This window comes from Pelodictyon luteolum DSM 273, assembly GCF_000012485.1.
In the GTDB taxonomy this organism is placed as follows: domain Bacteria; phylum Bacteroidota; class Chlorobiia; order Chlorobiales; family Chlorobiaceae; genus Chlorobium; species Chlorobium luteolum.
In genome coordinates, this window is the sequence record NC_007512.1 from 1591284 (window position 1) to 1617529 (window position 26246).

The 26246-nt window shown below is 56.9% G+C and carries 26 protein-coding genes; 19 read left to right on the forward strand and 7 right to left on the reverse strand.

Annotation, left to right across the window (positions count from 1 at the left end):
- Nucleotides 1-11 precede the first annotated feature (11 nt).
- Nucleotides 12-431: a secondary thiamine-phosphate synthase enzyme YjbQ gene (locus PLUT_RS07305; protein WP_011358141.1), complete on the forward strand. Its 420-nt coding sequence runs from the start codon at nt 12-14 to the stop codon at nt 429-431.
- A 93-nt stretch (nt 432-524) separates the two neighbouring features.
- Nucleotides 525-920, forward strand: coding sequence for a VOC family protein (locus PLUT_RS07310; RefSeq protein ID WP_238974570.1), 396 nt, complete (start codon nt 525-527; stop codon nt 918-920).
- A gap of 100 nt (nt 921-1020) precedes the next feature.
- Here the strand turns inward: PLUT_RS07310 and PLUT_RS07315 are convergent, their stop codons facing one another.
- From PLUT_RS07315 to PLUT_RS07325, 3 genes are all read right to left on the reverse strand, one after another.
- Entirely contained in the window at nt 1021-1896 is an 876-nt protein-coding gene (locus tag PLUT_RS07315) for an alpha/beta fold hydrolase (protein WP_238974571.1), read from the reverse strand.
- A gap of 111 nt (nt 1897-2007) precedes the next feature.
- Nucleotides 2008-4152 carry a glutamine synthetase III gene (locus PLUT_RS07320; protein WP_041464147.1) on the reverse strand — a complete coding sequence of 715 codons (2145 nt, stop codon included), beginning with the start codon at nt 4150-4152 and terminating at the stop codon, nt 2008-2010.
- Nucleotides 4153-4246: 94 nt separating this feature from the next.
- Nucleotides 4247-4771 carry an Lrp/AsnC family transcriptional regulator gene (locus tag PLUT_RS07325; protein WP_011358145.1) on the reverse strand — a complete coding sequence of 175 codons (525 nt, stop codon included), beginning with the start codon at nt 4769-4771 and terminating at the stop codon, nt 4247-4249.
- 250 nt (nt 4772-5021) lie between these two features.
- On the opposite strand from PLUT_RS07325, the gene PLUT_RS07330 reads away from it, so the two are divergent.
- From PLUT_RS07330 to PLUT_RS07345, 4 genes are all read left to right on the forward strand, one after another.
- Entirely contained in the window at nt 5022-5213 is a 192-nt protein-coding gene (locus tag PLUT_RS07330; RefSeq protein ID WP_162010068.1) for a hypothetical protein, read from the forward strand.
- A 142-nt stretch (nt 5214-5355) separates the two neighbouring features.
- A complete protein-coding gene (locus tag PLUT_RS07335) occupies nt 5356-6717 on the forward strand; it encodes an FAD-dependent oxidoreductase (RefSeq protein WP_011358146.1) in 1362 nt (453 codons plus the stop codon).
- A 163-nt stretch (nt 6718-6880) separates the two neighbouring features.
- The gene (gene csmH, locus PLUT_RS07340) at nt 6881-7546 is read left to right on the forward strand and encodes a chlorosome envelope protein H (protein WP_011358147.1); all 666 of its coding nucleotides are present in this window, start codon (nt 6881-6883) and stop codon (nt 7544-7546) included.
- 139 nt (nt 7547-7685) lie between these two features.
- A complete protein-coding gene (locus PLUT_RS07345) occupies nt 7686-9146 on the forward strand; it encodes a sigma-54-dependent transcriptional regulator (protein ID WP_049752375.1) in 1461 nt (486 codons plus the stop codon).
- Nucleotides 9147-9162: 16 nt separating this feature from the next.
- Here PLUT_RS07345 and dut read toward each other — a convergent pair whose 3' ends face one another.
- The gene (dut, locus tag PLUT_RS07350; RefSeq protein WP_011358149.1) at nt 9163-9609 is read right to left on the reverse strand and encodes a dUTP diphosphatase; all 447 of its coding nucleotides are present in this window, start codon (nt 9607-9609) and stop codon (nt 9163-9165) included.
- 97 nt (nt 9610-9706) lie between these two features.
- Here dut and bshB1 point away from each other — a divergent pair, with 97 nt between their 5' ends.
- From bshB1 to PLUT_RS07375, 5 genes are all read left to right on the forward strand, one after another.
- Entirely contained in the window at nt 9707-10456 is a 750-nt protein-coding gene (bshB1, locus tag PLUT_RS07355; protein WP_011358150.1) for a bacillithiol biosynthesis deacetylase BshB1, read from the forward strand.
- 14 nt (nt 10457-10470) lie between these two features.
- A complete protein-coding gene (locus PLUT_RS07360; RefSeq protein ID WP_011358151.1) occupies nt 10471-12153 on the forward strand; it encodes an ABC transporter substrate-binding protein in 1683 nt (560 codons plus the stop codon).
- A 135-nt stretch (nt 12154-12288) separates the two neighbouring features.
- Entirely contained in the window at nt 12289-12762 is a 474-nt protein-coding gene (gene bchF, locus PLUT_RS07365) for a 2-vinyl bacteriochlorophyllide hydratase (protein ID WP_011358152.1), read from the forward strand.
- Nucleotides 12759-13763: a chlorophyll synthesis pathway protein BchC gene (gene bchC / locus PLUT_RS07370; protein ID WP_011358153.1), complete on the forward strand. Its 1005-nt coding sequence runs from the start codon at nt 12759-12761 to the stop codon at nt 13761-13763. The genes bchF and bchC overlap by 4 nt, the downstream gene beginning before the upstream one ends.
- Nucleotides 13764-13773: 10 nt before the next feature.
- Nucleotides 13774-14874 (forward strand): chlorophyllide a reductase iron protein subunit X, encoded by a 1101-nt coding sequence (locus PLUT_RS07375; protein ID WP_011358154.1) that lies wholly within the window; start codon nt 13774-13776, stop codon nt 14872-14874.
- A 106-nt stretch (nt 14875-14980) separates the two neighbouring features.
- Here PLUT_RS07375 and typA read toward each other — a convergent pair whose 3' ends face one another.
- Nucleotides 14981-16813: a translational GTPase TypA gene (gene typA / locus PLUT_RS07380; protein WP_011358155.1), complete on the reverse strand. Its 1833-nt coding sequence runs from the start codon at nt 16811-16813 to the stop codon at nt 14981-14983.
- 154 nt (nt 16814-16967) lie between these two features.
- Here typA and PLUT_RS07385 point away from each other — a divergent pair, with 154 nt between their 5' ends.
- The 4 genes from PLUT_RS07385 (at nt 16968) to PLUT_RS07400 (ending at nt 20920) form a co-directional block, all read left to right on the forward strand.
- Complete coding sequence (locus tag PLUT_RS07385) at nt 16968-17813, forward strand: cytochrome C assembly family protein (protein ID WP_011358156.1); 846 nt, start codon at nt 16968-16970, stop codon at nt 17811-17813.
- A 121-nt stretch (nt 17814-17934) separates the two neighbouring features.
- Complete coding sequence (hemA, locus tag PLUT_RS07390) at nt 17935-19212, forward strand: glutamyl-tRNA reductase (RefSeq protein ID WP_011358157.1); 1278 nt, start codon at nt 17935-17937, stop codon at nt 19210-19212.
- A gap of 20 nt (nt 19213-19232) precedes the next feature.
- Nucleotides 19233-20174, forward strand: coding sequence for a hydroxymethylbilane synthase (gene hemC, locus PLUT_RS07395; protein WP_011358158.1), 942 nt, complete (start codon nt 19233-19235; stop codon nt 20172-20174).
- Entirely contained in the window at nt 20174-20920 is a 747-nt protein-coding gene (locus PLUT_RS07400; RefSeq protein ID WP_011358159.1) for a uroporphyrinogen-III synthase, read from the forward strand. Before hemC ends, PLUT_RS07400 begins: the two co-directional genes overlap by 1 nt.
- A gap of 162 nt (nt 20921-21082) precedes the next feature.
- Here the strand turns inward: PLUT_RS07400 and PLUT_RS07405 are convergent, their stop codons facing one another.
- Together PLUT_RS07405 and hisN are read right to left on the reverse strand one after the other, a co-directional pair.
- On the reverse strand, nt 21083-21625 hold the full coding sequence (locus PLUT_RS07405; RefSeq protein WP_011358160.1) for a hypothetical protein: 543 nt from the start codon (nt 21623-21625) through the stop codon (nt 21083-21085).
- 13 nt (nt 21626-21638) lie between these two features.
- On the reverse strand, nt 21639-22406 hold the full coding sequence (gene hisN, locus PLUT_RS07410) for a histidinol-phosphatase (RefSeq protein WP_011358161.1): 768 nt from the start codon (nt 22404-22406) through the stop codon (nt 21639-21641).
- A 265-nt stretch (nt 22407-22671) separates the two neighbouring features.
- On the opposite strand from hisN, the gene PLUT_RS07415 reads away from it, so the two are divergent.
- Genes PLUT_RS07415 through PLUT_RS07430 form a run of 4 tightly spaced genes read left to right on the forward strand, consistent with a single transcriptional unit; the run spans nt 22672 to nt 26164 of the window.
- Nucleotides 22672-24213: an acyl-CoA carboxylase subunit beta gene (locus PLUT_RS07415; protein WP_011358162.1), complete on the forward strand. Its 1542-nt coding sequence runs from the start codon at nt 22672-22674 to the stop codon at nt 24211-24213.
- Nucleotides 24214-24234: 21 nt separating this feature from the next.
- On the forward strand, nt 24235-24603 hold the full coding sequence (locus tag PLUT_RS07420; protein WP_011358163.1) for an OadG family protein: 369 nt from the start codon (nt 24235-24237) through the stop codon (nt 24601-24603).
- On the forward strand, nt 24600-25019 hold the full coding sequence (locus PLUT_RS07425) for an acetyl-CoA carboxylase biotin carboxyl carrier protein subunit (protein ID WP_011358164.1): 420 nt from the start codon (nt 24600-24602) through the stop codon (nt 25017-25019). The genes PLUT_RS07420 and PLUT_RS07425 overlap by 4 nt, the downstream gene beginning before the upstream one ends.
- An 8-nt stretch (nt 25020-25027) precedes the next feature.
- Nucleotides 25028-26164 carry a sodium ion-translocating decarboxylase subunit beta gene (locus PLUT_RS07430; protein ID WP_011358165.1) on the forward strand — a complete coding sequence of 379 codons (1137 nt, stop codon included), beginning with the start codon at nt 25028-25030 and terminating at the stop codon, nt 26162-26164.
- Nucleotides 26165-26246 lie beyond the last annotated feature (82 nt).

Below are 26246 nucleotides of genomic sequence, written 5' to 3' on the forward strand. Positions count from 1 at the left end.
TCCTCTGCATCATGAAAGCCTATCATAAAGAACTCTGGCTGAATATCCCCGAACGGATGGGGTTCCGGAACATCACACGCGACGTCGAAGGTGCGCTCCAGGAAAGCGGCATCAAGGAAGGTCTCTGCCTCGTCAACGCAATGCACATCACCGCCTCCGTCTTCATCAACGATGACGAACCGGGCCTGCATGAGGATTACCGCCAGTGGCTTGAAGCGCTCGCCCCGCATGAACCACTCAGCCGATACCGCCACAACCGGACTGGCGAGGATAACGGTGATGCCCACCACAAACGCCAGATCATGGGGCGGGAGGTCGTAGTTGCCGTGACCGGAGGGAAACTGCACTTCGGCACATGGGAACAGATTTTCTACGGGGAGTTCGACGGGCGGAGGAAAAAACGGGTGCTGGTGAAAATCATCGGAGAATGAACATCCCATCCTCCCTCGAATTATTCACTCCCCGATGGTGTTGGTCGGTAAGGAAGCAGAATCATCCCCCGTCAACGATGAAAAAAGGAGGACATGATGGTTACCGAGAAAATGGAACACAATCCGGTTGGATGGTTCGAAATCCCCGTCCACGACATGGAACGGGCAAAGACCTTTTACGAGGCAGTCTTCAACATGCCCATCGAAGTACATAGCATGGATGACGGCATGGTGATGGGATGGTTTCCGATGAGTGAAACAGGCTCGGGCGCCTCCGGGTCGCTGGTAAAAGCAAAAGGCTATATCCCGACGCATGAAGGGACACTCATCTATTTTTCAGAACCCGCCATCGAAACAGCGCTTGAGCGGGTACGCAACAATGGGGGCAATGTCCTCAAGGAAAAAACCGACATTGGCGAATACGGTTTTATCGCCTACATCGAAGACACTGAAGGCAACCGCATCGGCCTGCACAACATGACGTCGTAGCGGCTCGTTCCCGGCACACCGGTTCACTCAAAGGAACCCAGAGGAGTCAGGCGATGCATGCGGCCGGCAGCATACACAGCAGGGGTCTTCTCCGATTTCCTCAGCAAACCCTCTGCATGAAGGCCTTCACTGCTGCGACAAAGGCTTCCGGCTGCTCCTCATGAGGCAGGTGGGCGGAGTCGCCGATCACCTCAAGGTCGGCAGTGGGAACCTCACGGGCAAGACGGAGGCTTTCCTCAACCTTCACCGTACGGTCAAACTCACCGGTGACCACCAGCACAGGAAATGTGATCGAGCCGACCTTTTCATCAAGGTGAAGATGGTGCGTCTCAAGAAATACCTCCCAGAACCCTCTCCCCCAGTTCCCGGCCATCATGTCGGCGCGATAGGCCGAGAGGGTTTCGACGGGCAGCATGGACGGGTTATGCCAGAAACTCAAGAGCAGGCGGTCGAAAAACTTTCTTATGAGCAGCTTCATCAGTCGGGAAAAGACGGGGCTTGCGGCCTTCAGGAAGGGCTTCATAACAGGCGGGATGCCGCTGGCTGCATAGGCGCTGTAAATCATGGCATCAACGAGCACGAGCCCGGAAACCTTATCTGGATGGCGGAGCGCCATGAGCATGGCGAGTGTCCCGCCGGTCGAGTTGCCGACGATGACCGCCTTATCGATACCAAGCTGTTCGAGGAAGGCTGCGGCAAGATCGCTCTGCGCTTCGGGTGCGTAACTTACACCATTCAGCTTCGTCGGAACCGGGCGGGAGGTACGGCCGAATGCCGGCCTGTCGAGAGCGATCAGCGTCGCCATTTCAGAAAGAGGGCCGACCACATTGCGCCATGAACGCATACTGAGGAAACTGCCATGAAGGAGAAGCATGAAGGGCGGCTCCCCGCTGCCATGGATCCTGTAATGCAGTCTGAACCCACGGCAGTCAAGGAACCGGCTGTCGGAATCGGACTGAAGGGATGGATGACTCATAGTAAGTGACATAGGGTTGACTTGCTGCAATAAGAAAAAGCACCTGAGTCGCTATAATACAGAAAGGCCCGGAATACGGGCCTTTCTGGTTTACTTCTTACGAACGGCGGATCAATGTTCGAAGAGCATTTCCGAGTAGGTCGGAAGCTGCCAGCGACTGCGGTCTACCATAAGCTCGAGGCGGTCGGCCACTTCGCGGACCTTCAGCATGAAGGGCAGAATGGTGTCGGCACAGTAGTCAGCCTTTGCGAATTCGCCATCAAGCGTTTCGAGCTTCTCGACCACCTCATCCAGTTCGGACGTGAGGTCGATGAGGAGCGAAAGGTTCTCTGCAAGAGTCCTGTAGTGACCAGCCTGACTCTTGAGGGCAGCCTTCGAAAGACCGATCTCGTCCGAAGCCGAGAGCAGATTGTTGAAGGAGCTGCCGATGTCGCCCTGGTACTCGCTAACATCGGGGATGACAAGGGTTTTCAGCATGAGCTGCAGGGTGCGGGCCTCGATGTCCACGCCCTTCACATACCGCTCGAGGCGGATGTTCAGACGCGACTCGATCTCCTCGACGCTGAGCACGCCGTATTTGACGAACACCGACTGCACGTCCTTGCTCTCCAGTACTCTGAGAGCCTCCGGGGTGTTCTTCAGGTTCGGCAGACCACGCTCTTTTGCTGCCTGCTGCAGAGCATCGCTGTAGTTGTCACCCGGGTAGCGGATCGCTTTGGTTGCGGTGATTTCCTCGCGGAGGGTTTCAAGGATTGCCGAATCGCGGTCTTTTCCGGCCTTGATCTTGGCTTCAATCGTGTCGGCCATATCGTCGACGGCTTCGGCCATGAGGGTGTTGAGCACCATGTTCGGCACGGAAACAGCCTGGCTGGAACCGACGGCCCGGAACTCGAACTTGTTGCCGGTGAAGGCGAAGGGCGAGGTACGGTTTCGGTCAGTGTAGTCCTTGTTGACCACTGGAACCTGCGAGAGTCCGAGGTTCAGCACCTGCTTTTCCGTCTTCAGATCTATCTTGCCGCTCTCAATCGCATCAAGTACTCGCTCAAGCAGGTCGCCAAGGAAGACGGTGACGACTGCCGGAGGAGCCTCGTTGGCACCAAGCCGGTGGTCGTTGCCGATGCTTGAGATGGACATGCGGAGCACGTCGGCGCGTTTGTATACGCCCTTCAGGACGGCGACGAGGAAGACGAGGAACTGGATGTTCTTTTCGGGGGTATCACCCGGATCGAGCAGGTTGACGCCGGTATCGGTACCGATGGACCAGTTGTTGTGCTTGCCCGAACCGTTGATGCCGGCAAACGGCTTTTCAAGCAGAAGAAGCGCAAAGCCTTTCTTCTCTGCGATCTTGCGCATCACCTCCATGATCAGAAGGTTGTGGTCTGTGGCAACGTTTGCCTCCTCGAAAAGCGGAGCGATCTCGAACTGGTGCGGAGCCACCTCGTTGTGGCGGGTCTTGGCGGGAATGCCAAGCAGGTAGAGCTCATGCTCGACCTCCTGCATGAACTCGAGAACGCGGTCCGGAATGGCGCCGAAATAGTGGTCCTCAAGCTGCTGGCCCTTCGGCGGCATTGCACCGAGCAGGGTGCGGCCGCACATGATGAGGTCGGGACGCTCGCTGTAGAACTTCTTGTCGATGAGGAAGTATTCCTGCTCGACGCCGGCAAAGGTCTTGACGCGGGAAACGCCCTTCGTACCAAGCGTTTCGAGAAGACGAAGGGATGCCTTGCTGACGGCATTCATGGAGCGCAGGAGCGGGGTCTTGGCATCAAGTGCCTCTCCGTTATAGGAGATGAAGACAGTCGGGATGCAGAGCGTCACGCAGTTGCCGCCCTTCATGAGGAAAGCCGGGCTGGAAGGATCCCATGCGGTGTAGCCGCGGGCTTCGAACGTGGTGCGCATGCCGCCGGAGGGGAAACTCGAAGCATCAGGCTCGCCCTGGATGAGCTGCTCACCGGAAAAACGCTCTATCGGGGTACCGTCGCGATCGATGGAAAGGAACGCGTCATGCTTTTCAGCCGTCGAGCCTGTCATCGGCTGGAACCAGTGGGTATAGTGGGTGGCGCCGTTGTCCATCGCCCACTCTTTCATGCCGTGGGCTACGACGCCCGCAATCTCTTCAGTAATCTCCCTGCCGGCCCTGATGGTATCCTGCAGTGCGGTAAAGACCTCTTTGGGGAGTCTGGCCCGCATGGCTTTCTGGTCGAAGGTCATCGCCCCGAAATAGGACGAAACCACATTTTTATTCTCGATGCTCAAGAGAACCTCCTTGTTGGTTTGCTTGGTGTTGCCTGTCAAAATCGAATACGTAAAACAATAAATGAATGCTGCCTAAAGGAATGCTGCCCTCCGCCTATTTCCTCGACTTCTTCTCGTCGTAGGTGATCAGCACCTGGCGGTCCTGCAGATTGTTGCGGATGATGTCCGCTCCTATTTTCCTCGTCTTCTTCAGCTGGGAAAGCACAAAGCTCGTATTCGTGCTCATCACTCCCGGCCAGCTCTGTATGCGTGAAAGGAACTTCTCGAGCGATCCGGTGTTGTGGGTCATGACCCGGAGGATATGCGACCCCTCGCCGGTGACGGAATAGCACTCCATGATCTCGTCCTCCTTCATCACATGCTCCATGAAGGACTTGTAATGCTTGGAGGAATCAACCCGGACCCGCACGAACGCCTGGATATCGAAGCCGAGCTGGCGTTCGTCAACATCCATCGTAAAGCCCTTGACAATGCCGTTTTTCTGCAGCTTGTCAAGCCGTTCACTGACGGACGGGATGGAAAGGCCCACGACCTCGGCGAGTTCGCTCAGCCGGATCCGTCCATTCTCCCCCATGGACTCGATGATTTTCAAGTCGATCAGATCAAGATGTCCCGACATAACGGTGGCGGATTAAATTCAATTTTGTAAGAAAATTACACATTTCTAAGAAATAAGCAATGATTTTCTTAAAAAGAAGGCATATGATCGCATTATTTCTTAAATAATTTAGGGATGGGAGCGTAAAACACATTTCCCGGGAACAGGAAAAGCGCGTATCGGGTTGTTTCGTATTGCTTTCCTTCAAGTGATTGTGCAATTTATTCAATTCGCCGAAAGAGTCCACTGAAAAATGACACACCCCCAGGTAATGAGCAACTATCAGATAGAGCGGCCGAACCCTCGCCCGGAAGAAAGAAAAACAATAGAAAAAAAAGTGTTCATAGAGCCCACCGCGAGAGTGGCGGCCGATGACCTGCGCTTCGTCGTCAAAGAGGGACTGAAGCTCGGCGTGCGGATCATTTCGGAAATTGACAGGGCACTGCGGGCGCTCACTCGCTGAGGGCCTAAGGCAGAAGCGTCAGCATTGCCGAATCCCGTCTCAAATCCCTATATTCACGTTTGAATTGCAGTGCACGGACGACAAAGAGCGACCGGAGAGAGAGAGAGAGAGAGTTTCCAACCATTTAGATATCTGTTGAACGGTGAAAATTGCCATTTTCGGCGCAGGAGTCGCAGGGCTCTCAGCCGCCATAGAACTTGTTGAACGGGGCCACAGCGTTGAAATCTATGAAAAGCGCAAGGTGCTCGGCGGAAAGGTCTCGGTATGGAAAGACAGTGAGGGTGACTCCATCGAATCGGGCCTCCATATCGTCTTCGGCGGATACAGCCAGCTGCAGGAGTACCTGAAACGGGTCGGAGCTGAAGACAACTACCTCTGGAAGGAGCACTCCCTCATATACGCAGAACCCGACGGGGCCCAGTCATTCTTCAGGAAAGCCAACCTGCCGAGCCCCTGGGCCGAAGTGGTGGGCGGCATGCAGGCCGACTTCCTCACCATGTGGGACAAGATTTCACTCATCAAGGGCCTCTGGCCTGCACTGGCCGGAAACGAGGAGTATTTCCGCAGCCAGGACCACATGACATACTCGGAATGGCACCGGCTGCACGGAGCCTCTGAGCACTCTCTCCAGAAACTCTGGCGGGCCATCGCTCTGGCAATGAACTTCATCGAGCCGAATGTCATCAGCGCACGGCCGATGATCACCATATTCAAGTACTTCGGCACCGACTACGCAGCGACCAAGTTCGGCTTTTTCCGCAAAAACCCCGGCGAGTCGATGATTGAGCCGATGCGGCAGTATATCCAGAGCCGCGGAGGGAGGATATTCGTGGACGCCCGCCTCAGCCGCTTTGAGCTTGAAGGCGACGAGACAATCAAGAGCGCCGTGCTCCGCGACGGCCACACCATCGAAGCCGATGCCTACATCTCCGCCCTGCCGGTCCACAACCTGAAAAAGGTCCTCCCGGACGAATGGCTCCGTCACGACTACTTCCGCAACCTCCATCAGTTCACCGGAAGTCCGGTCATCAACTGCCAGCTGTGGTTCGACCGCAAGATCACCGATACTGACAACCTCATGTTCTCTGAAGGCACCATTTTCGCCACCTTCGCCGATGTCTCCCTGACCTGCCCCGACGACTTCCAGGCCGGCATGGGCACCGCAAACGGCGGCAGCGTCATGAGCCTCGTACTCGCCCCCGCGCACCAGCTGATGGACATGCCGAACCATGTCATCACGGACATGGTGATGAAAGACATCCATAACCGGTTCCCGAAATCCCGCGATGCGAAACTCCTGAAATCGACCATCGTGAAAATTCCCCAGTCCGTCTACAAGGCCGTTCCCGATGTCGACCGGTACCGCCCAGACCAGCTTGGCCCCGTGAGAAACCTGTTTCTGGCAGGAGACTATACCGACCAGCACTATCTGGCGTCCATGGAAGGCGCCGCCCTCAGCGGACGGCAGGCGGCAGAAAAGCTGATGGCGAAATTCGGGGGCTGAGACGGTTTGCGGCCAAGGGGGGACAGGCCCCTGGATGTCATGAAAAACAGTGACGTGATATGACAACGAATTACTGCCGTCACTTAATGACTTGGTGCTGGGATTGCGTATATTGCGAAAATACCACTAACACCAACAACCATCCATAAAACAATACAGCATCATGGCAGAAGAGCTCAACAAACCGGCGGCACCGGCAAAACAGGCAGACATGCAGGGAGCCAATGTCGGCAATGGCGACATGGCACATCTCATCGGCAATATGGGCCTGCTCATCGATTCCACCATCGAATCGGTGCAGGGCGTGATCAATTCGGTCAGTTCGGCCACCGGCCAGCTGATTGAGGGAGTCACCACCACCATAAACTCCGACCAGGTCAAGGAAATGATCAGCACCGTCAGCTCGGCCACCGGCCAGCTCGTCGACGGCGTAACATCCACCATGAACTCCGACCAGGTCAAGGAAATGATCAGCACCGTCAGCTCGGCTACCGGCCAGCTCGTCGACGGCGTCACGGCAACCCTGAACTCCGAGCAGGTCAAAAGCTCATTCCAGGAGCTCGGCAAGCTCTGGACCAACATCCTCGAGAGCCTGAACACGACCGTTGCGACCGGTCAGGTTCAGGACCTGTTCAACAATGTCAGCGCCGGACTCGGCCAGCTGATGGGCAGCGTCATGCCTGGCGGCATGCCGGGCGCCATGCAGATGGGCGGAAGCGGTGACAAAGCGAAAAAAGAGATCAAGCAGATCCCCTTCTCGCAGAAAGAAACCGCCGCACCTGCGGCTCCTGCTGCACAGCTGCCCGGTACGCCCGGCCAGCAGAACTGAAGAACCACCCCCTCTTATAGTCGCCTGCCAGAATAGCGGCAGAACTGAATGCTGAAAATCCCCCGAGATCCCCCAACAGGGGGGTTTTCAGCCTTCCTTTACCGGAAATCTTCCCCCCGGCTTGAAAAGGAATACTGCAGTGAAAAAGACATGCCATACCATCCCGCCGTCGGACAGGAAACCGGCAGCGCGAAAAAATACCGTGCTCATTGCCGATGATGACGAAACCTCGCGGAGGATCTTCAGTCATTTCGTCAGGAAAATGGGCTACACGGCTCTGGTCGTGCAGAACGGCATGGAGTGCATCGAGAGCATCACGGAACAGTCGCCCGATGTCATCCTGCTCGACATCAACATGCCGGGCAAGGACGGATTTGAAGTGATGCTGCACATGAAGACAGAGCACATCAAAACCCCGGTCATCATCATCACGGCTTCGCACGACATTCCCCAGGCGGTCAAATGCATCAAGCTCGGCGCCTATGAATACCTGACCAAGCCACTGAACATCGACCGGCTTGAAATCGTCATGCGCAACTCCCTTGCCGAATCGGCGCTGCAGATCGAAGTCAAAAACCTGAAGAAGGAACTCCGGACGCGTGACATCTTCCAGCACATCATCGGCAGAAGCAGGGCCATAAAGGCATCCATGGAACAGGCCGTCCAGGTCATGGAAACCGACCTGAACGTCCTGATACTCGGGGAAAGCGGCACAGGCAAGGAGCTCTTCGCCCAGGCGATCCATCAGGGCAGCAGAAGAAACTGCGGACCATTCGTCTCGGTCAACTGCGCCGCCATATCCAGCACGCTGGCCGACAGCATACTCTTCGGCCACGCAAAGGGGTCGTTTACCGGCGCAGCCACCGACCACACCGGTTTTTTCGAGCAGGCTGACAAGGGCACCATCTTCCTCGACGAGATCGGTGACATGGAAGCAGACATCCAGGCAAAGGTGCTCAGGGCAATACAGGAGAGGAAAATCCGCCGGGTTGGTGAAAAACACGAGCGTTCGGTCGACTTCCGGGTCATTTCGGCAACCAACAGGAACTTCGCCGATGCCATACGCTCAAACCAGTTCCGCGAGGACCTCTACTACCGGCTGGAAGAGTTCCCGCTCTTCCTTCCGCCGCTCAGAGAAAGGCCCGAAGACATCCCTTTGCTGGCGCGCCATTTTCTGGATGAGTTCGCCAGTGCCAACAACATCGAAAAGCTCAGCTTCACCGATGAAGCGCTCGCGGGGTCCAAAGAGTATCACTGGCCGGGGAACATCCGTGAGCTCAAAAACGCCGTCCAGCGGGCGGCCGTTACAAGAAAAGGAGATGAGGTCGATTCCCTTCGCCCGATCCTCAAGCACGGAAACGGCAGCACAGCCGGACACCCCGCATCTGCGCTCGCGGGTTCAGCCGCACAGCGCTCGGCTGGCCATGGACCCGACATGCAGTCCTACTCGCTTGAGGAGCACGAACGGGAAGCGATACTGAAAGCATACAAGGCCTCGAACGGCAACCTCACCAAAACTGCACGGATGCTCGGCATCGGAAGGGCAACCCTTTACCGCAAACTCGACAAGTTCGGCCTGGAATACCTCAAGACCGGCTGAAAATAGGGATCGACCCTTACCCTTGCCCCATGCCGGTGTGACCGAACCCGCCCTCACCGCGCTCCGTATCGCCGAGCGTGTCGACTTCAACGAAGGAAACCTGCTCGACACGGGCGACGACCATCTGCGCAATGCGGTCACCGTGGCTGACCTTGAACGGGTCCCTGCCGTGATTGACGAGAATCACCTTCACCTCACCTCGGTAATCAGCATCGATCGTTGCCGGAGAATTGGGAAGGGATATGAGGTTACGCAGAGCAAGCCCGCTGCGCGGTCGCAGCTGGGCCTCATATCCTTCGGGAAGCTCTATGGCCAGTCCCGTCGCAATAAGCTCCGCCGAGCCCGGCGCCACAACAACCGGAGCCTCAAGGCAGGCGGAAACATCCATGCCTGCGGCGTGTCGTGTAGCATAAACCGGCAGAAACGCTTGTTTGTTAAGCCGCACAATCTTTACTTTCAGCATCTGCAGTACTTTTTATCATTACTGGAACAGTCCATCAGGCCGCCCGGTACACGGGAAACTCCTCGAGGGCGCATCCAGAGCCCGGAGGCAATATACGATGCAAATGGAAAGTGACGGCTCCCGTGTTTACGCCCTGGCCTTCGGCGCCCATCCCGACGATGTCGAACTCTCATGCGGTGCGACGCTGCTTAAAATAATGGGCGAAGGCAGCAAGGTCGCCGTCTGCGACCTCACCCGCGGGGAAATGGGCACGCTCGGCACTCCCGAAACCCGTCGGAAAGAGGCCGCGGAAGCCGCGAAAGCCATGGGCTACCGTGAACGCGTGCAGCTCGACCTCGGCGACTCGAAACTTTTCTACAACGAAGAGAACCTCCACGCCGTCATAGCAGTCATCCGCCGCTTCCGCCCGCAGGCGGTCTTCTGCAATCCGGCCGAAGAGCGCCACCCCGACCATGTGAAAGCCTCGAAGCTGGTGACTGACGCCTGTTACTATTCCGGGCTCCGCCAGCTGAAAACCACTGACGGGGGCACCCCGCAGGAACCGCACCGGCCGCGCCACATTTTCCACTATATCCAGTTCAGGGACCTCGCTCCGGACATGATCGTCGACGTGTCCGATACTTTCGAGGCCTCACGCCATGGGCTCCTCTCCTTCACCTCCCAGTTCTGGCAGGAGGGCGAGAGCGGTTCGCCGGCCACACTGATCAAACGCAAGGAGTTTCTCAGCGGCCTTGAAGCCCGGGCACGCGCGCTCGGCGAACAGATCGGCGCCCAATACGGCGAAGGGCTCATAGAAACCACAACCCCGGCCGTTCGAACCTTCACGGCCTGCTTCCCCGACATCTAACACCTCTTCCCCCCATGCAGAGAACCATCACCGCACTCCTCGTTGTCCTGCTCTTCCTCGGCACCCTCACCTCCTGCCGGCAGAACAATGCCGAAGCCCGGAAAGAAACCATCATCGCAGCGGTATCGGCAGATTTCGACCATCTGAACCCGCTGCTCATCCAGCTTTCGATGTCGCGTGAAGCCTGTGCCCTCATCTACCCCTCACTCGTCAAGCCGTCCTATGACATCGAAAAAGGCACCATCACCTTCCTGCCTTCAGCGGCTGAACGCTGGGAGTTCTCGGCGGATGGCCGCACGGCGACATTCCACCTGCAACCCGGAGCGGTCTGGGAAGACGGGGAAAAGCTGACAGCGGAAGACTTCAAATATTCCTACACCCTTTATGCAAATCCCGCAACGGCCAGCACAAGGCAGCACTACCTTGAGGATCTGCTTTTAAACGCCGATGGCTCCCCCGACATCGCCCGCTCGGTCGAAACCCCGAATGATTCTACCCTGGTGCTCCGTTTCCGCCGTCCACTCTCCCCCGCCATCATCCTCGACCACTTCAACGACCTGATGCCGGTGGCCGAACATGTGTTCCGGAAGTACAGCCCCGACGAGATCCGCAGCCGTGCCGCAGAGATCCCGATTGTCGGAGCAGGGCCCTACAGAGTGCTGAAATGGGCGCGACAGGAAAAGCTGGTGCTGGAAAGCAGTCCCTCCTCAACCCTTCCGCACCCCGCCGTGACACGCCAGCTGATCTTCCTCGTGGTCCCCGAATACACGACGCGCCTGGCCATGCTCCGCTCCGGCCAGGTTGACGCGATGCTCTCCGCCGGAGGCATCAACCCGAAAGATGTCCCGGACCTCTCCACCATGGCAAAGGACGTCGTCATCCGGCCGGTGAAAGACCGCTACTTCGACAGCATCGTCTGGCTGAACATCGACGGCGAAGTATGGCGCCGGCAACATCTCGTAAAACCCAACCCGCTCTTCGGAGACAAAATGGTCCGCCGTGCGCTCACGCTCGCCATCGACCGCCAGTCGATCATCGACGGGTTCATGGGTCCAGAACATGCCGAAATCGTCAACACATCGCTCTCTCCGGCCTACCGCCAGATCACCGACACATCGCTCGACCCGTATGCCTACGACCCGGGCAAAGCCTCGGAGCTGCTCACCGCGGCTGGATGGACACCGGGCCCGGACGGCATCCTCCGGAAAGCAGGCAGAAGGTTCACTTTTGAACTTGCCGCACCTGTTGGCAACCCAAGGCGGAACTACGCGGCCACCATCATCCAGCAGAACCTCCGCCAGATCGGCATCGACTGCCGCCTCCGGTTCGATGAAAGCCTCATTTTCCTGAAGAACCAGAACGAGTTCCGCTATGAAGCGGCCCTGTCGGGGCTGGCTGCCGAAACCCTTCCCTTCCAGCTGATCATCTGGGGGTCCGACTTTGAAAAACGCACGTTCAACTCATCGGCATTCCAGAACCAACGGCTTGATGCAGTCATCGAAGCACTCAGCGGCCCGCAGCAACCAGCCCTCGAACTGGCTCTCTGGAAAGAATACCAGCAGATCCTCCACCGCGACCAGCCGAGAACATTCCTGTACTATTATGACGAACTTGAGGGGTTCAGCAGTCGGGTGGAGAACGCTGACGTCAACCTCATCGCAACCCTCTGGAACGCCTATGACTGGAAGCTTCGCTGAATGAGCTGAGAGACCCGGCCATCCGACATTGGCCAAGGTATATTTTCATCGAATTGCTATATTTACCTGCTTTCCGGGGAAGGGGCCGAACGGCCCGTTTCCCCTGTTCCCTATACCCGTGAAACCATTCGTCCCATGCCCCGTTATACACCCGAGCAGCTCCAGCGCCGCAACGCCTCCGTCTGGACAACCGTACAGGCCATTCTGGCGCCCATCCAGTTCGTCATGTTCCTTCTGGGCGTCACCATCACCTACCTCTACAAGTACGACATCTGGATAGACAACTTCGCATGGGTCACCTTTTTCGTGACCCTGAAAACCTTCATGCTCTTCCTGATATTCATCACAGGCGGCTTTTTTGAAAAAGAGGTCTTCGGAGCGTTTGCCTTCGCTCCTGAATTCTTCTGGGAGGACTTCGGGAGCTCCATCGCCATGGTGGTCCATGTATCCTACTTCATTCTCTTCTACATGGGCCTCGATGAGTCGATCCTGCTCTGGACGGCACTTGCCGCCTACCTCAGCTACCTCATCAACGCTCTGCAGTTCGTCATCCGCCTCTTGCTTGAAAAGCGCAATGAAAAGAAAATGAAGGCAGGGGAGGCCGCATGAAATCAAAAGCCATCGTCTTTACCGGCGTGCGGCAGATAGAGCTCCGGGAAGTGACCCTCAAACCGCTCTCCTCGACCGACGTCCTTGTTGAAACCTGGTGGTCATCCATCAGCACCGGAACGGAAAAGATGGCCTTCAATGGCCTCATACCCTCCCCGCCCTTCATCTATCCGTTCATTCCGGGCTATGAAACCGTCGGCAAAATCACCGAAGTCGGCGCTCATGTCAACCGTGAACTCATCGGCAGGTACGCCTACATCGCAGGTTCGTTCGGCTATGAAGGGGTGAACGCCGCTTTCGGGGGAGCGTCGCAGTTCGTTGCATGCCCGGTGGAGAGCCTCACCGTGCTTGAGGGCATAGAAAACCCGCAGTGCGGCATCGCCCTTCCGCTTGGCGCAACGGCTTTGCACATCGTAGATCTGGCAGCCGTAAAAGGAAAGAAAGTGCTGGTGCTCGGCCAGGGGGCAGTCGGGCTCCTGGCCGCGGAACTTGCAAAACTCATGGGGGCTGCACTCGTTGCCGCCACGGAACCCTCCCAGAACCGCCTCCGCCACTCACCGGCCGACATCAGAATCAACCCTGACACCGAGGACGTGATGGCTGCGCTAGCAGGCCATGAGTTCGACGTGCTCATCGACAGCACCGGCATCATGAGCGCGATCGACACCGGCCTGCGCTTCCTCAAATTCCATGGGCAGGTCATATTCGGCGGCTACTACCAGCGCATGAACATTGATTACTCGCAGGCTTTCCAGAAGGAACTCTCCTTCATTGCCGCAAAGCAATGGGCCAAGGGCGACCTGGAACGTGTCCGCAAGCTCATAGCCGAAGGGCGGCTCAACACCGAAAAGATCTTCACCCACCACCACCCGGTGGACGATGCCATCACAGACGCCTACATGCAGGCATTCAACGACCCCGACTGCATGAAGATGATCCTCACATGGAAAAAAGAAGCCGAAGAGGGCGGAACACCCTGCCACACTGCCCCGAAACCCTGAGCACACCCGAATGGCAGCACGCACTCTGGCGATATACGGAAAAGGTGGCATCGGCAAAAGCTTCACGACGACCAACCTTGCAGCAACATTCTCCCTCATGGGAAAACGGGTGCTGCAGCTTGGCTGCGACCCGAAGCATGACTCCACGACCTCGCTCTTCGGCGGCATCTCCCTGCCGACAGTCACCGAGGTGTTCACTGAAAAGAACGCCCGGAACGAGGAACTTGAGATCAGCGACATCGTCTTCCGCAGAGACATTCCCGACTTCCCCCAGCCCATATACGGTATCGAGCTCGGCGGCCCCCAGGTTGGTCGCGGATGCGGCGGGCGCGGCATCATATCGGGATTCGATCTGCTTGAAAAGCTCGGGCTGTTCAAATGGGACCTCGACATCATCCTCATGGACTTCCTCGGTGATGTCGTCTGCGGCGGCTTTGCCACACCTCTGGCCCGTTCGCTCAGCGAAGAGGTCATCCTGGTCACCAGCAATGACCGACAGTCGATCTTTACGGCAAACAACATCTGCCGTGCAAACAACTATTTCAGGACGATTGGCGGGCGCTCCCGTCTGCTTGGGCTCATCATCAACCGCGACGACCAGAGCGGTATGGCTGAGAAATATGCCGCGGCGGCGGGCATCAACGTGCTCTTGAAAGTGCCCTACAACATGGAGGCGCGCGACCGTGACGACAGTTTCGACTTCGCTATCCGCATACCCGAAATCCGCAGCTCTTTTGAAAAGCTTGCCGACGACATCATCCATGGGCGCATCACCCCGTCAGAAGGTGCCGGACTTGAATTCCATGACTTCGTCAACCTCTTTGGCGAAGTAAGCACGTCTCTTCCCCTTGCGGCAACCGCCGGTGAACTTTTCGGCAGCAGCCTTGAACCCACAGGGAACAATGCGGCTGCAGGCACCGGAGACGAAGCGAGAATGGAGAAGTGCATCGATCAACTTGAAGAAAACCTGCAGGCGGTATGGCGGATGCATGAAGAGGAGGGCAGAGAAACCGATGCCATTGCCGAAGCACTGCACTGCAGCGAACCCGAAGCCGGGGAGCTGCTCAGGAAGGCCCGCAAGGAACTCAAACGGCTCTTTTTCAACACATAGGATGCTCTCTTCGGCAGCCTGAGCGGCTGAAGGACACGAAACAGAAAACCCCTGCACATCACTGAAGGATATGCAGGGGTTCTCCATTTTCTACCGGGGTGGTGGGTTACTCCCCCACTTTGGCGCGCTTGACGGCCTTGGCCCTCATGTCAGCATCGAGAATCTTCTTGCGGATCCTGATGCTCTGGGGGGTCACCTCGAGGAGCTCATCGTCGTTGATGAACTCAAGGGCCTGCTCAAGGGAAAGAATCCTTGGCGGAGTGAGCCGCAGCGATTCGTCAGTACCCGAAGAACGCATGTTCGTCAGCTTCTTGGTCTTGCAGACGTTCATGGTGATATCAAGACCTCGCGTGGATTCACCGACAACCATGCCTGCGTACACCCGGGTGTTCGGAGAGACGAAGAAGGTGCCGCGATCCTCAAGGCTGCTGAGCGCATAGGCGACGCAGACGCCGGTTTCAGCGACGACCAGGGCGCCGGTTTCACGGCCGGGAAGCTTGCCCCTGAACGGCTGGTACTCGTGGAAGACGTGGGCCATGATGCCCTCGCCCTTGGTATCGGTGGTGAACTCAAGGTTGTAGCCGATGAGGCCGCGGGTCGGGATCTCGAACTCGAGACGAACCATGCCGCCGCGCAGCGTGCCCATATGGGTCATTTCCGCCTTCCTGCGACCCATCTTTTCAATGATGACACCGGTGTACTCATCGGGAATGTCGATGGTGACGTGCTCGATCGGCTCAAGCACCGCACCGGACTCGTCCTTGTGCAGGATCACCTGCGGTCGGGCAATAGCCAGCTCATAGCCTTCGCGGCGCATGGTTTCAATGAGTACGGAAAGGTGGAGTTCGCCCCGTCCTGACACGCGGAAGGTATCGGCGCTCTCGGTCTCTTCGACATTGAGGGCGACGTTGGTCATGACCTCCTTCATCAGGCGCTCGCGGATCTTGCGGCTGGTAACCTCTTTGCCCTCCTGGCCTGCAAACGGCGAATCATTCACCGAGAAGAGCATGGAAAGGGTCGGCTTGCTGATCACGAACGACTCGAGCACTTCCGGGGAATCGGGAGCGGTCAGGGTAAGGCCGACGGATGCATCGGAAATACCGGCAATGGCGACGATGTCGCCCGACGATGCCTCCTTGACCTCCACGCGCTGCATCCTGTCGAACTGGAACAGCTTAGTCACCGTCCCTCTGCCGACGATGCCCTCGGGCTCGACGACGACCAGCTGGCTGCCGGGAGAGACCTTGCCGCGGTAAATGCGGCCGATGGCGATTTTACCGATATAGTCATTGTAATCAAGGCTGGTGACAAGCATCTGGAACCCGCCCTCGTCGTTGTCCGCCGGCGCAGGAATCTCCTTGATGATAATGTCGAGCAAGAGATCCATGTTGCCATCGGGGTCATCCATGCTGTACTTGGCGATGCCGTTTTTGGCGGAGGTGAACAGGTAGGGAAAATCGAGCTGATCCTCATCGGCTCCGAGAGCGATGAAAAGGTCGAGCACCTGGTCGTGGACCTTGACCGGGTCAGACTGCGGGCGGTCAATCTTGTTGATGACGACGATAGGCTTCAGCTTCAGCTCAAGCGCCTTGCGCAGCACGAACTTGGTCTGCGGCATGGGGCCCTCGAAGGCATCGACAAGCAGAAGGACTCCGTCGACCATCTTCAGGATGCGCTCAACCTCGCCGCCGAAATCGGCGTGGCCGGGGGTATCGACGATATTGATCTTATGGTCTTTGTAAATAGCGGAGGCGTTCTTCGAAAAGATGGTGATACCGCGCTCACGCTCCTGGGGGTTCGAATCCATCACACGGACATCGACCTGCTGGTTATCCCTGAAAACGCCGGTTTTCTGGAATATGGAATCGACCAGGGTGGTTTTGCCGTGGTCAACATGGGCGATGATGGCAATATTGCGGATATTCTTTTTCCTGTTCATCTTTTTATCCTTGTAAATAAGTATATTTATGTTCCGTGACGGGCGGAATATACATCTTTTTCTTTGCTTTCCGAACACACTTGAAGGCCGCACGGATTCCCCCTGCAATTTTGGCCGATCCACTTAACGACCGGGCTCTACCGCATAGCGCACGATGAATAATATAATCCTCGACAACACCCCGCTTTTCATCCTGACGCAGGTCGTCTCGATGCTCTATATCGTCACCACCATCCTCTACGGCGCCCACTTTTTCAAAGATTCGCAGTCCGCAAAGAAATACAAACAGCCGGCCCTGGTGCTCACCGTGCTCACGCACCTCGTCTACCTCGGCCTGTTGACCTCGATAGCCGGATACCGGATCGGCTACTCTACATTCAACATCATGACCATGGTGGCCCTCACCCTGACCACCACCTATTTCTTCATAGAATTCACCACAAAAAGCGACAAAACCGGCTTTTTCGTCATCGCCTTCGCAACAGGTGCAGAGTTGATCTCATCCATCATGACTGCCCAGACGTCATCCACAAGCCCCAGTTTCACAGGCATCGGTATGGGAGTCCACCTCATCGCAGCCATTTTCGGATTCAGCGCCATCGCCATCGCAGGGCTCTACAGCTTCCTTTACCTGCTGCTCTTCCGCCAGATCCAGCGAAACCGTTTTGAGCTGCTGTTCCAGCGCCTTCCGAACCTCGAGGTGCTCGAACGCCTCATCATGCACGCGGTCGCATTCGGGTTCATTTTCCTCTCCGTCACACTGTTTGCAGGCATGGTGGAGCAGAACGCTACGGGCGGTGTCATCAACATTTCAGACCCGAAACTCGTCACGCTCGGCCTCATATGGCTCATCTACGGCACCAGCATATTCATCCGCCCGCTGCTCGGATGGGATATCAAGCATATGGCATACCTCCTCATTTTCCTCTTCGTTTTCATCACGCTGCTCATCACGCTGATGGCCGTATTTTCACCGACCTTCCACAGCATCTCCTTATAAAATGCCCCTATATTTGAAAATATGGGGCTGTTGCGATATATTTAAGACTCAGCAATATGCCGGCACCGGAGGATTACCTACCCTCCTGCAAGCATAACCGGTTCACTTAAACAGCCCTGCTATGAACATCATTTCAGTTGGTGTCAATCATAAAACTGCACCTATTGAAATCCGGGAAAGAATCTCTCTTTCAGAAGTTCAGAACAAGGAGTTCATCACCGGCCTCATTTCCGGAGGGCTGGCACACGAAGCGATGGTGCTCTCGACCTGCAACCGCACTGAGCTCTATGTCGTACCCGCCATGCACGAAGTCACCGGCGAGTATCTCAAGGACTATATCATCTCGTTCCGTGACGCCCGCAAGGATGTCCGCCCCGAACACTTTTTCAGCCGCTTCTACTGCGGTACCGCACGCCATCTTTTTGAAGTCTCCAGCGCAATTGATTCCCTGATCCTCGGAGAGGGACAGATCCTCGGCCAGGTCAAAGAGGCCTACCGGATCGCTGCCGAAGTACAGGCGGCCGGCATCCTCATCACCCGCCTCTGCCATACGGCATTCAGCGTCGCCAAGAAGGTCAAGACAAAGACCAAGATCATGGAGGGCGCCGTTTCAGTCAGCTACGCCGCCGTCGAACTGGCACAGAAGATCTTCTCGAACCTCTCCATGAAGAAGATCCTCCTTGTCGGCGCAGGTGAAACCGGCGAACTGGCGGCCAAGCATATGTTCGCAAAGAACGCGCGCAACATCGTCATCACCAACCGGACCCAGTCGAAAGCCGAAGCACTTGCAGAAGAACTCGGAACCAACCGGGTCCTTCCGTTTGAAAGCTACAAGGAGCATCTGCACGAGTTCGACATCATCATCACCGCAGTCAGCACCAAAGACTACATCATCACCGAGGCCGACATGCACGGGGCCATGCAGAAGCGCCGCCTGAAGCCGGTCATCATCCTCGACCTCGGCCTGCCTCGCAACGCCGACCCGGAAATAGGCAAGCTCCAGAACATGTTCCTGAAGGACATCGACGCACTCAAGCACATCATCGACAAGAACCTTGAGCGCCGCAGCCTTGAGCTCCCGAAAGTCCACTCCATCATCGACGAGGAACTTGTCGCATTCGGCCAGTGGATCAACACCCTGAAGGTACGGCCGACCATCGTCGACCTCCAGTCGAAGTTCATTGAAATCAAGGAGAAGGAACTTGAGCGCTACCGCTACAAAGTCTCCGAAGAAGAGCTCCGCAGAATGGAGCACCTGACCGACAGGATCATGAAAAAGATCCTGCACCACCCCATCAAAATGCTCAAGGCGCCCATCAGCACCTCTGACAACATGCCGAGCCGGGTTGATCTGGTCCGCAACGTTTTTGATCTTGAAGAGCCCAACCAGTCCCACTAATTAACAAATCCGTAACCGCCTTGAAAAAACAGCTTATCATCGGCACCAGGTCCAGCCCCCTCGCTCTCTGGCAGGCAGAGTTCACCAAAGCGGAACTCTCCAGGCACTTTCCTGATCTTGAAATCACACTGAAACTGGTCAAGACCACGGGCGACGTGCTTCTCGACTCTCCCCTGTCAAAGATCGGCGACATGGGACTGTTCACGAAAGACATCGAAAAGTTCCTGATTGCCAAGGAGATCGACCTTGCCGTCCACAGCCTCAAGGATGTTCCGACCGCAACCCCTGAAGGGCTGATCATCAGCGCCTTCACCGAACGCGAAGACACCCGCGACGTCATCATATCCAAAACGGGCGCCAAACTGCTCGACCTGCCGAAAAACGCCAAGGTAGCGACCAGCAGCCTTCGTCGCATGTCACAGCTCAAAAGCCTCCGCCCCGACTTCGAGATCTGCGACATCCGCGGCAACCTCAACACCCGTTTCAAGAAGTTCGACGAAGGCGAATTCGATGCAATGATGCTTGCCTATGCCGGCGTCTACCGCCTGAACTTCAGCGACCGCATCTCCGAGATCCTGCCGCATGAAATCATGCTGCCTGCCGTCGGTCAGGGTGCGCTCGGCATAGAGACCCGTGTCGACGACGAACAGACCCGCGAGATCGTCAAGGTCATGAACCACAGCACCACCGAGTACTGCTGCAAAGCAGAGCGCGCGCTGCTCCGCCACCTCCAGGGAGGATGCCAGATCCCGATCGGCGCCTACGCGTCGTTCAAGAACGGCACCCTGCACCTTCTGGCGTTCGTAGGCTCCACCGACGGCACCATCGGCATCCGGGACGAAATCACCAAAACAGGACTCACCTCGCCGAGCCAGGCTGAAGAAGCCGGCATTGAACTGGCCAAGGAGCTCCTGAAGCAGGGCGCCGAAAAGATCCTTTCGGAAATCCGCAAGAGCTGCTGATGCCAAACGTCCTGGTAACCCGCCCGGAACATCAGGCAGCAGCATTCGTCAGAGAACTTGCAAGCCACGGTCTGGATTCGGTTGTCTTCCCGACAATCGAAATCAGGCCTGTCGGCGGCTGGACTGTACCCGACCTCTCGCCCTTCAGCGGCATCTTCTTCACGAGCCCCAACAGCGTCGGAGAGTTTATGCGGCGCATGATGGAGGAACGCCCTTGCGAGCTTGAAAACCTCAGGAAGGCAACAGTCTGGGCTGTTGGAAAGACTACGGAAAAAGACCTCGCCGCCTACGGGGTAACGACAGAACCTGTCCCGAAGATTGCTGATGCCGTGAACCTCATGGCAGACATCCAGAGTGAAGACATTGAAGGCAGGACATTCCTCTTTCTTCGCGGGAACCTCTCGCTCGGCGTCATTCCAGACGTCATACAGAAGCGGGGAGGAACCTGCATTGAACTTACCGTGTACGAGAACCATCCGCCGTCTCTGGAAGACTCGGCGAAGATACGCATGATGCTTGAGGGCGGCCAGCTCGACTGCCTCTCCTTCACCAGCCCATCAACTGCCGTCAATTTCTTTGAAGCAATGGGCTCGACGGCACTGCCCGAAGGCAGCCTCGTTGCAGCCATCGGCACCACAACGGCCGGAGCGCTCAAAAAGCTCGGCGTGAGGGTGGACGTCATTCCTGAATACTTCGACGGGCCGAACTTCGCAAAAGCTATCGCAGAAGCACTGAAGCAGCGCTGATGCCCCGATAGAGTAGCCGCGAAAAGGCAGTTACCCCCTTACTATACCCCTTTCAGCAAACCTACCACCGGAACTCCAAACATACGCACCTGCAACAACAGATGCGCATTGAGGGCATAACGCTCAATGCGTGTATCCGGAATCTGTCGGCTGTACTATCGGCTAGTCGACATCAGGAAGGTCATCGGCAGCATAGACCCGAATCATGTCCTCCTCAGGAGGGGGAACAGGATCCGGATGCACAAGGCGCAAAGAGAGCGGAGCAGCGGCAGCGGGTTCGGCAAAAAGCGCCAGCTGGCCGCGGTCTTCTTCACGGACCTGCATGGGTTCATCCCCATCGTCGACAGAAGTGCTCTCAGGGAGGACAGCGGAAGGCTCTCTCTGGGCATCTCCGGTGTCAATGGAAGGAGGATTGCTGATGCTGTGCGGGGCCTGGCCTTTCCGCCCCTGCGACCGGCGCTTTGTACCTGCTGCGGCAAGAGAGCTGACCTCCTGCTCAATGGATTCACGCAGCGACTCTTCAAGCTCGATCTTCATTGCGTGGAGCAGCTGCATGGAATCAACACGCTGCTGCGCCATCTCGCGGCGAAGTTCACGGCCGATTTCTTCGACCGCCTTCCGCTCACGGCCCGGCCAGCCGGTGAAAAGCATCACGAAGATGGCAAGGAGAAGGCCAAGAGCCAGGAGAAGCAGAATGAGAATCATGGCGGAAGCGGGTTCAAAGCGTTTCGCTTATGGCTCGGAGAAGTGAAGAACCGATGGGTCCGTTCGCACTCACAAGCCCCTCTCCCGAAATGGTGGCCATGCCCCGGTAATCGAAAGAGCGGCCTCCGGCCTCCTCTACAATGGGAATGACGGCGGCGCAGTCCCATGGGCTCATGATCTTGTCGACGGCCACTTCAGCCCGGCCTGAAGCCACCAGCATGTGGCCGTAGCAGTCGCCCCACCCGCGGACAAGTCCCGCCTCAAGGCGCAGCATGTCGACCGGATGGGCCGAAGGGGGATCAAGCAGATACTCTTTCTCAGTGAACACTATCGTGGCGGACGACGTATCGGCAATCGAGGAGACCGAGACCGGATCATCGTTCATGAACGCACCGCCACCCCGTTCTGCGTGGTAGAGCTCCCGGAGCGCAGGGAAATTGATGACCCCGAGCTGCATTTTTCCGTCCACCTCAAGCCCTATCATGACGCCGTAGAGCGGGACACCGTGGATGAAGGCGCGGGTACCGTCAATCGGGTCGATGATCCAGCGGCGGCCGGTACCGGAAGGCTGCTCATCGAACTCTTCCCCGAACAGTCCGTCATGCGGATGCTGTGCCGCAATCCCCCGCCGGATGAGTTCCTCCGCTCTCCGGTCCGCTTCCGTGACCGGTGAAGAGTCCCGCTTGGTATCAACCTTGAGCGACTTGCGGGAAAAATATTCAAGCGTCAGATCCCCCGCCTCACGGGCAAGGTGCATCGCCAGATGCAGGTCAGAATGCATAGGTTTTCACGGCTGTTTGACAGCAAAAAAAAGAAAAATATAAGATTATTCGCCCCACTGCGGCAACAAAGGCGGTTATTCCCCTTTTTTTTTGAATATTCAATGCAACAGAGCGGAACCGCCATGGAACCGCGAACCCCTCATGCAGCGACTCTGCAAACCCGGAACACCAGATGGCTCCCCAGTCCACCATGTTCAGCATCAACGGTTGTGCAGATCTCACGGCACCTGCCATAGAGCATCTCAATCATTATCCCACAACACCATGAAACGCTTGATTGCCGAACGCGAAAAAGCCCGCCTCGGAGGCGGTGAAAAGCGCATTGAAGCACAGCACGCCAAAGGGAAATTCACGGCCCGCGAGCGCATAGCAATGCTCCTGGACGAAGGAAGCTTCGAAGAGTACGATATGTTCGTCACCCACCGCACCACCGATTTCGGCCTTGACAAACAGCACTACCTCTCCGACGGCGTCGTCACGGGGTACGGCACCATCGACGGCCGACCGGTCTATGTCTTCTCACAGGACTTCACGGTCTTCGGCGGCTCCCTCTCGGAAACCTATGCCGAAAAGATCTGCAAGATCATGGATCAGGCCCTGAAAGTCGGCGTGCCGGTCATCGGCATCAACGACAGCGGCGGAGCCAGAATACAGGAGGGTGTGCGCAGCCTTGCCGGCTACGCAAGCATCTTCCAGCGCAACATCATGGCATCCGGCGTGATTCCGCAGATTTCAGCCATTTTCGGCCCCTGCGCCGGCGGTGCGGTATACTCCCCCGCACTTACCGACTTCGTCCTTATGGCCGAAAAAACCAGCTACATGTTCGTCACCGGCCCGAAGGTGGTCAAAACCGTGACGGGTGAAACAATCACCGAAGAGGACCTTGGCGGAGCTTCAGTCCATGCCACCAAATCCGGCGTCACCCATTTCGTGGCGGCCGATGAAGAGGAAGGCATCCTGCTCATCAAAAAACTGTTGAGCTACCTGCCACAGAACAACCTCGAAGAACCCCCGCTGGCAATCTGCGACGACCCTGCCGACCGCCTCGAGGAGAGCCTGAACACCATCATTCCCGAGAAACCGTCCCAGCCATACGATGTAAAGGACGTCATCCAGGCCATCGCCGATAACGGGGAGTTCCTCGAAGTGCAGCGCCAGTACGCCCGCAATATCGTCATCGGGTTCGTCACCTTCAACGGCATTTCGACCGGCATCGTGGCCAACCAGCCCAAGTACCTCGCCGGATGCCTCGACATCGACGCGTCAAGGAAAGCCGCCCGCTTCATCCGCTTCTGCGATGCCTTCAACATACCCATCGTCTCCCTCGTCGATGTTCCAGGGTTCCTGCCCGGCAGCGCCCAGGAGTTCGACGGCATCATCAGTAACGGCGCTAAACTCATTTTTGCATACGGTGAGGCCACCGTACCAAAAATCACCGTCATCCTCCGCAAAGCGTATGGCGGAGCATACTGTGTAATGAGCTCCAAGCACCTGCGCGGAGACGTGAACTATGCCTGGCCGAATGCCGAAATCGCCGTCATGGGGCCGGCAGGCGCCATTGAAGTGCTCTACAACCGTGAACTGAAAGCCATTGAAGACCCTGAAGAGCGGGCCCGGTTCGTCGCCGAAAAGGAATCCGAGTACAGGGAGAAATTTGCCAACCCCTATGAAGCAGCAAAGTACGGGTATATCGACGACGTCATCGAGCCCCGCAACACGCGGTTCCGCATCATCAGGGCCCTGCAGGTACTCTCAACAAAAAAAGACGGGAACCCCCCGAAAAAACACTCAACGCTCCCGCTCTGACAACGGAAAACAGCAAAACCCATGTTCCCAGCAGTTTCATTCAACCTTTCGGCAATACAGGCTGATCACCTCATGCTCGCAGCCACGGGCTACGGGGTGGTGTTCATGTCGCTGATCATTCTCTATCTCGTCTTCAGCGTACTTCCACACCTGCTTGAGGCCCGGTTCGGAAAAAAAGCCAACGACACGGAGCCGGCATCGGCCAGAGCTCAGGTGGCCAGACAGAGCGGAGAAGTCAATGCATCCATCGCCATGGCTCTGCACATGTACTTCACCGAGCTCCATGATCAGGAAACCGCCATCCTCACCATCAAAAAGGCGGCAAAAAACTATTCCCCCTGGAATTCCAAGATTTACAATGTCATCAATTTCAAAGGCACAGTGAGATGAGGCGATACACCTTCAAGATAAACGGAAACAATTACAGCGTTGAGATCAAGTCGATTGAAGAGAACACCGCTGAAATCGAGGTCAACGGAACAGCGTACCAGGTAGAGCTGGGTCGTGAAATGAAAGCCCCGCAGCCGCCAAAGCTCGTCCGCTCCGCGCCGAGCGCACCGCCAAAGGCACCCACACCGCTGAACACGTCCGGACTGAGCCAGATAAAGGCTCCCCTGCCGGGAACCATCCTGCAGATCATGATTGCACCCGGAACAGCGGTAAAACGCGAACAGCCGCTGCTGGTGCTCGAAGCCATGAAAATGGAGAACAATATCCTTGCCGAAAAGGACGGAACGGTCAAGACCGTAAAGGTCCGGGAAGGCGATACCGTCATGCAGGGCGACGTCCTTGTTGAAATAGATTAACCACCACCATGCAGGGAATACTCCGTTTTCTTGAATACTCCGGGTTTATGAACGTCACGCCCGGACACGTGCTGATGATCCTCATCGGCATCCTTTTCATCTATCTAGCCGTTCGGCACGAATACGAGCCGCTGCTTCTGGTGCCGATCGGGTTCGGTATCCTCATCGGCAACACGCCCTTCCTTGAGAACGCCGGACTGCAGCTCGGCATCTACGAACAGGGCAGCGTCATGAACTACCTTTATCAGGGTGTGCTCAAAGGCATCTTCCCTCCGCTCATCTTCCTCGGCATCGGGGCCATGACCGACTTCTCCACACTGCTCTCGAACCCGAAGCTCATCCTGCTCGGCGCGGCTGCCCAGCTCGGCATCTTCCTCACCTATCTCGGTGCCATTGCCCTCGGGTTCACGAACCCGGAATCGGCTTCGATCGGCATCATCGGCGGTGCTGACGGTCCGACGGCCATCTTCATCTCCTCGCGACTGGCTCCGCACCTCATCGGATCCATCGCCATCGCCGCCTACTCCTACATGGCCCTCGTGCCGGTCATCCAGCCGCCCATCATGAGGCTCCTGACCACTCCGGAAGAGCGCAAAATCAAGATGAAACCGCCCCGCTCCGTCTCTAAAACCGAAAAGGTTGTATTCCCGATTGCCGGTCTGCTCCTGACCGGGTTCATCGCCCCCGGCGCTCTGCCGCTCCTCGGCATGCTCTTCTTCGGCAACCTCCTGAAAGAGTCGATGGTCACCAAACGCCTTGCCGACACGGCCCGCAACGCCATGATCGACACTGTCACCATCATCCTCGGCCTCACCGTCGGAGCATCGACCCAGGCCACAACGTTCCTTACCCCGCAGTCGATCCTCATCTTCGTGCTCGGCGCCCTGTCGTTCATGATATCGACCGCCGGCGGTGTGCTCTTTGCAAAACTGATGAACCTCTTCCTCAAGGGCGACAACAAGATCAATCCCCTCATCGGCGCAGCCGGAGTATCGGCTGTTCCCGACAGTGCCCGTGTAGCTCAGATCGAAGGACTGAAGGCCGATCCCACGAACCACCTCCTCATGCACGCCATGGCACCCAACGTAGCCGGAGTCATCGGTTCAGCAGTGGCAGCGGGCATCATGATCAGCTACCTAATGTAAGCCGACAGAGGCCCTGATTTTCGATCGGGGCACTTCGCAGTGTCCACGGATTTTTTTATTTTAAGGTTTTTTGAGCCGCACT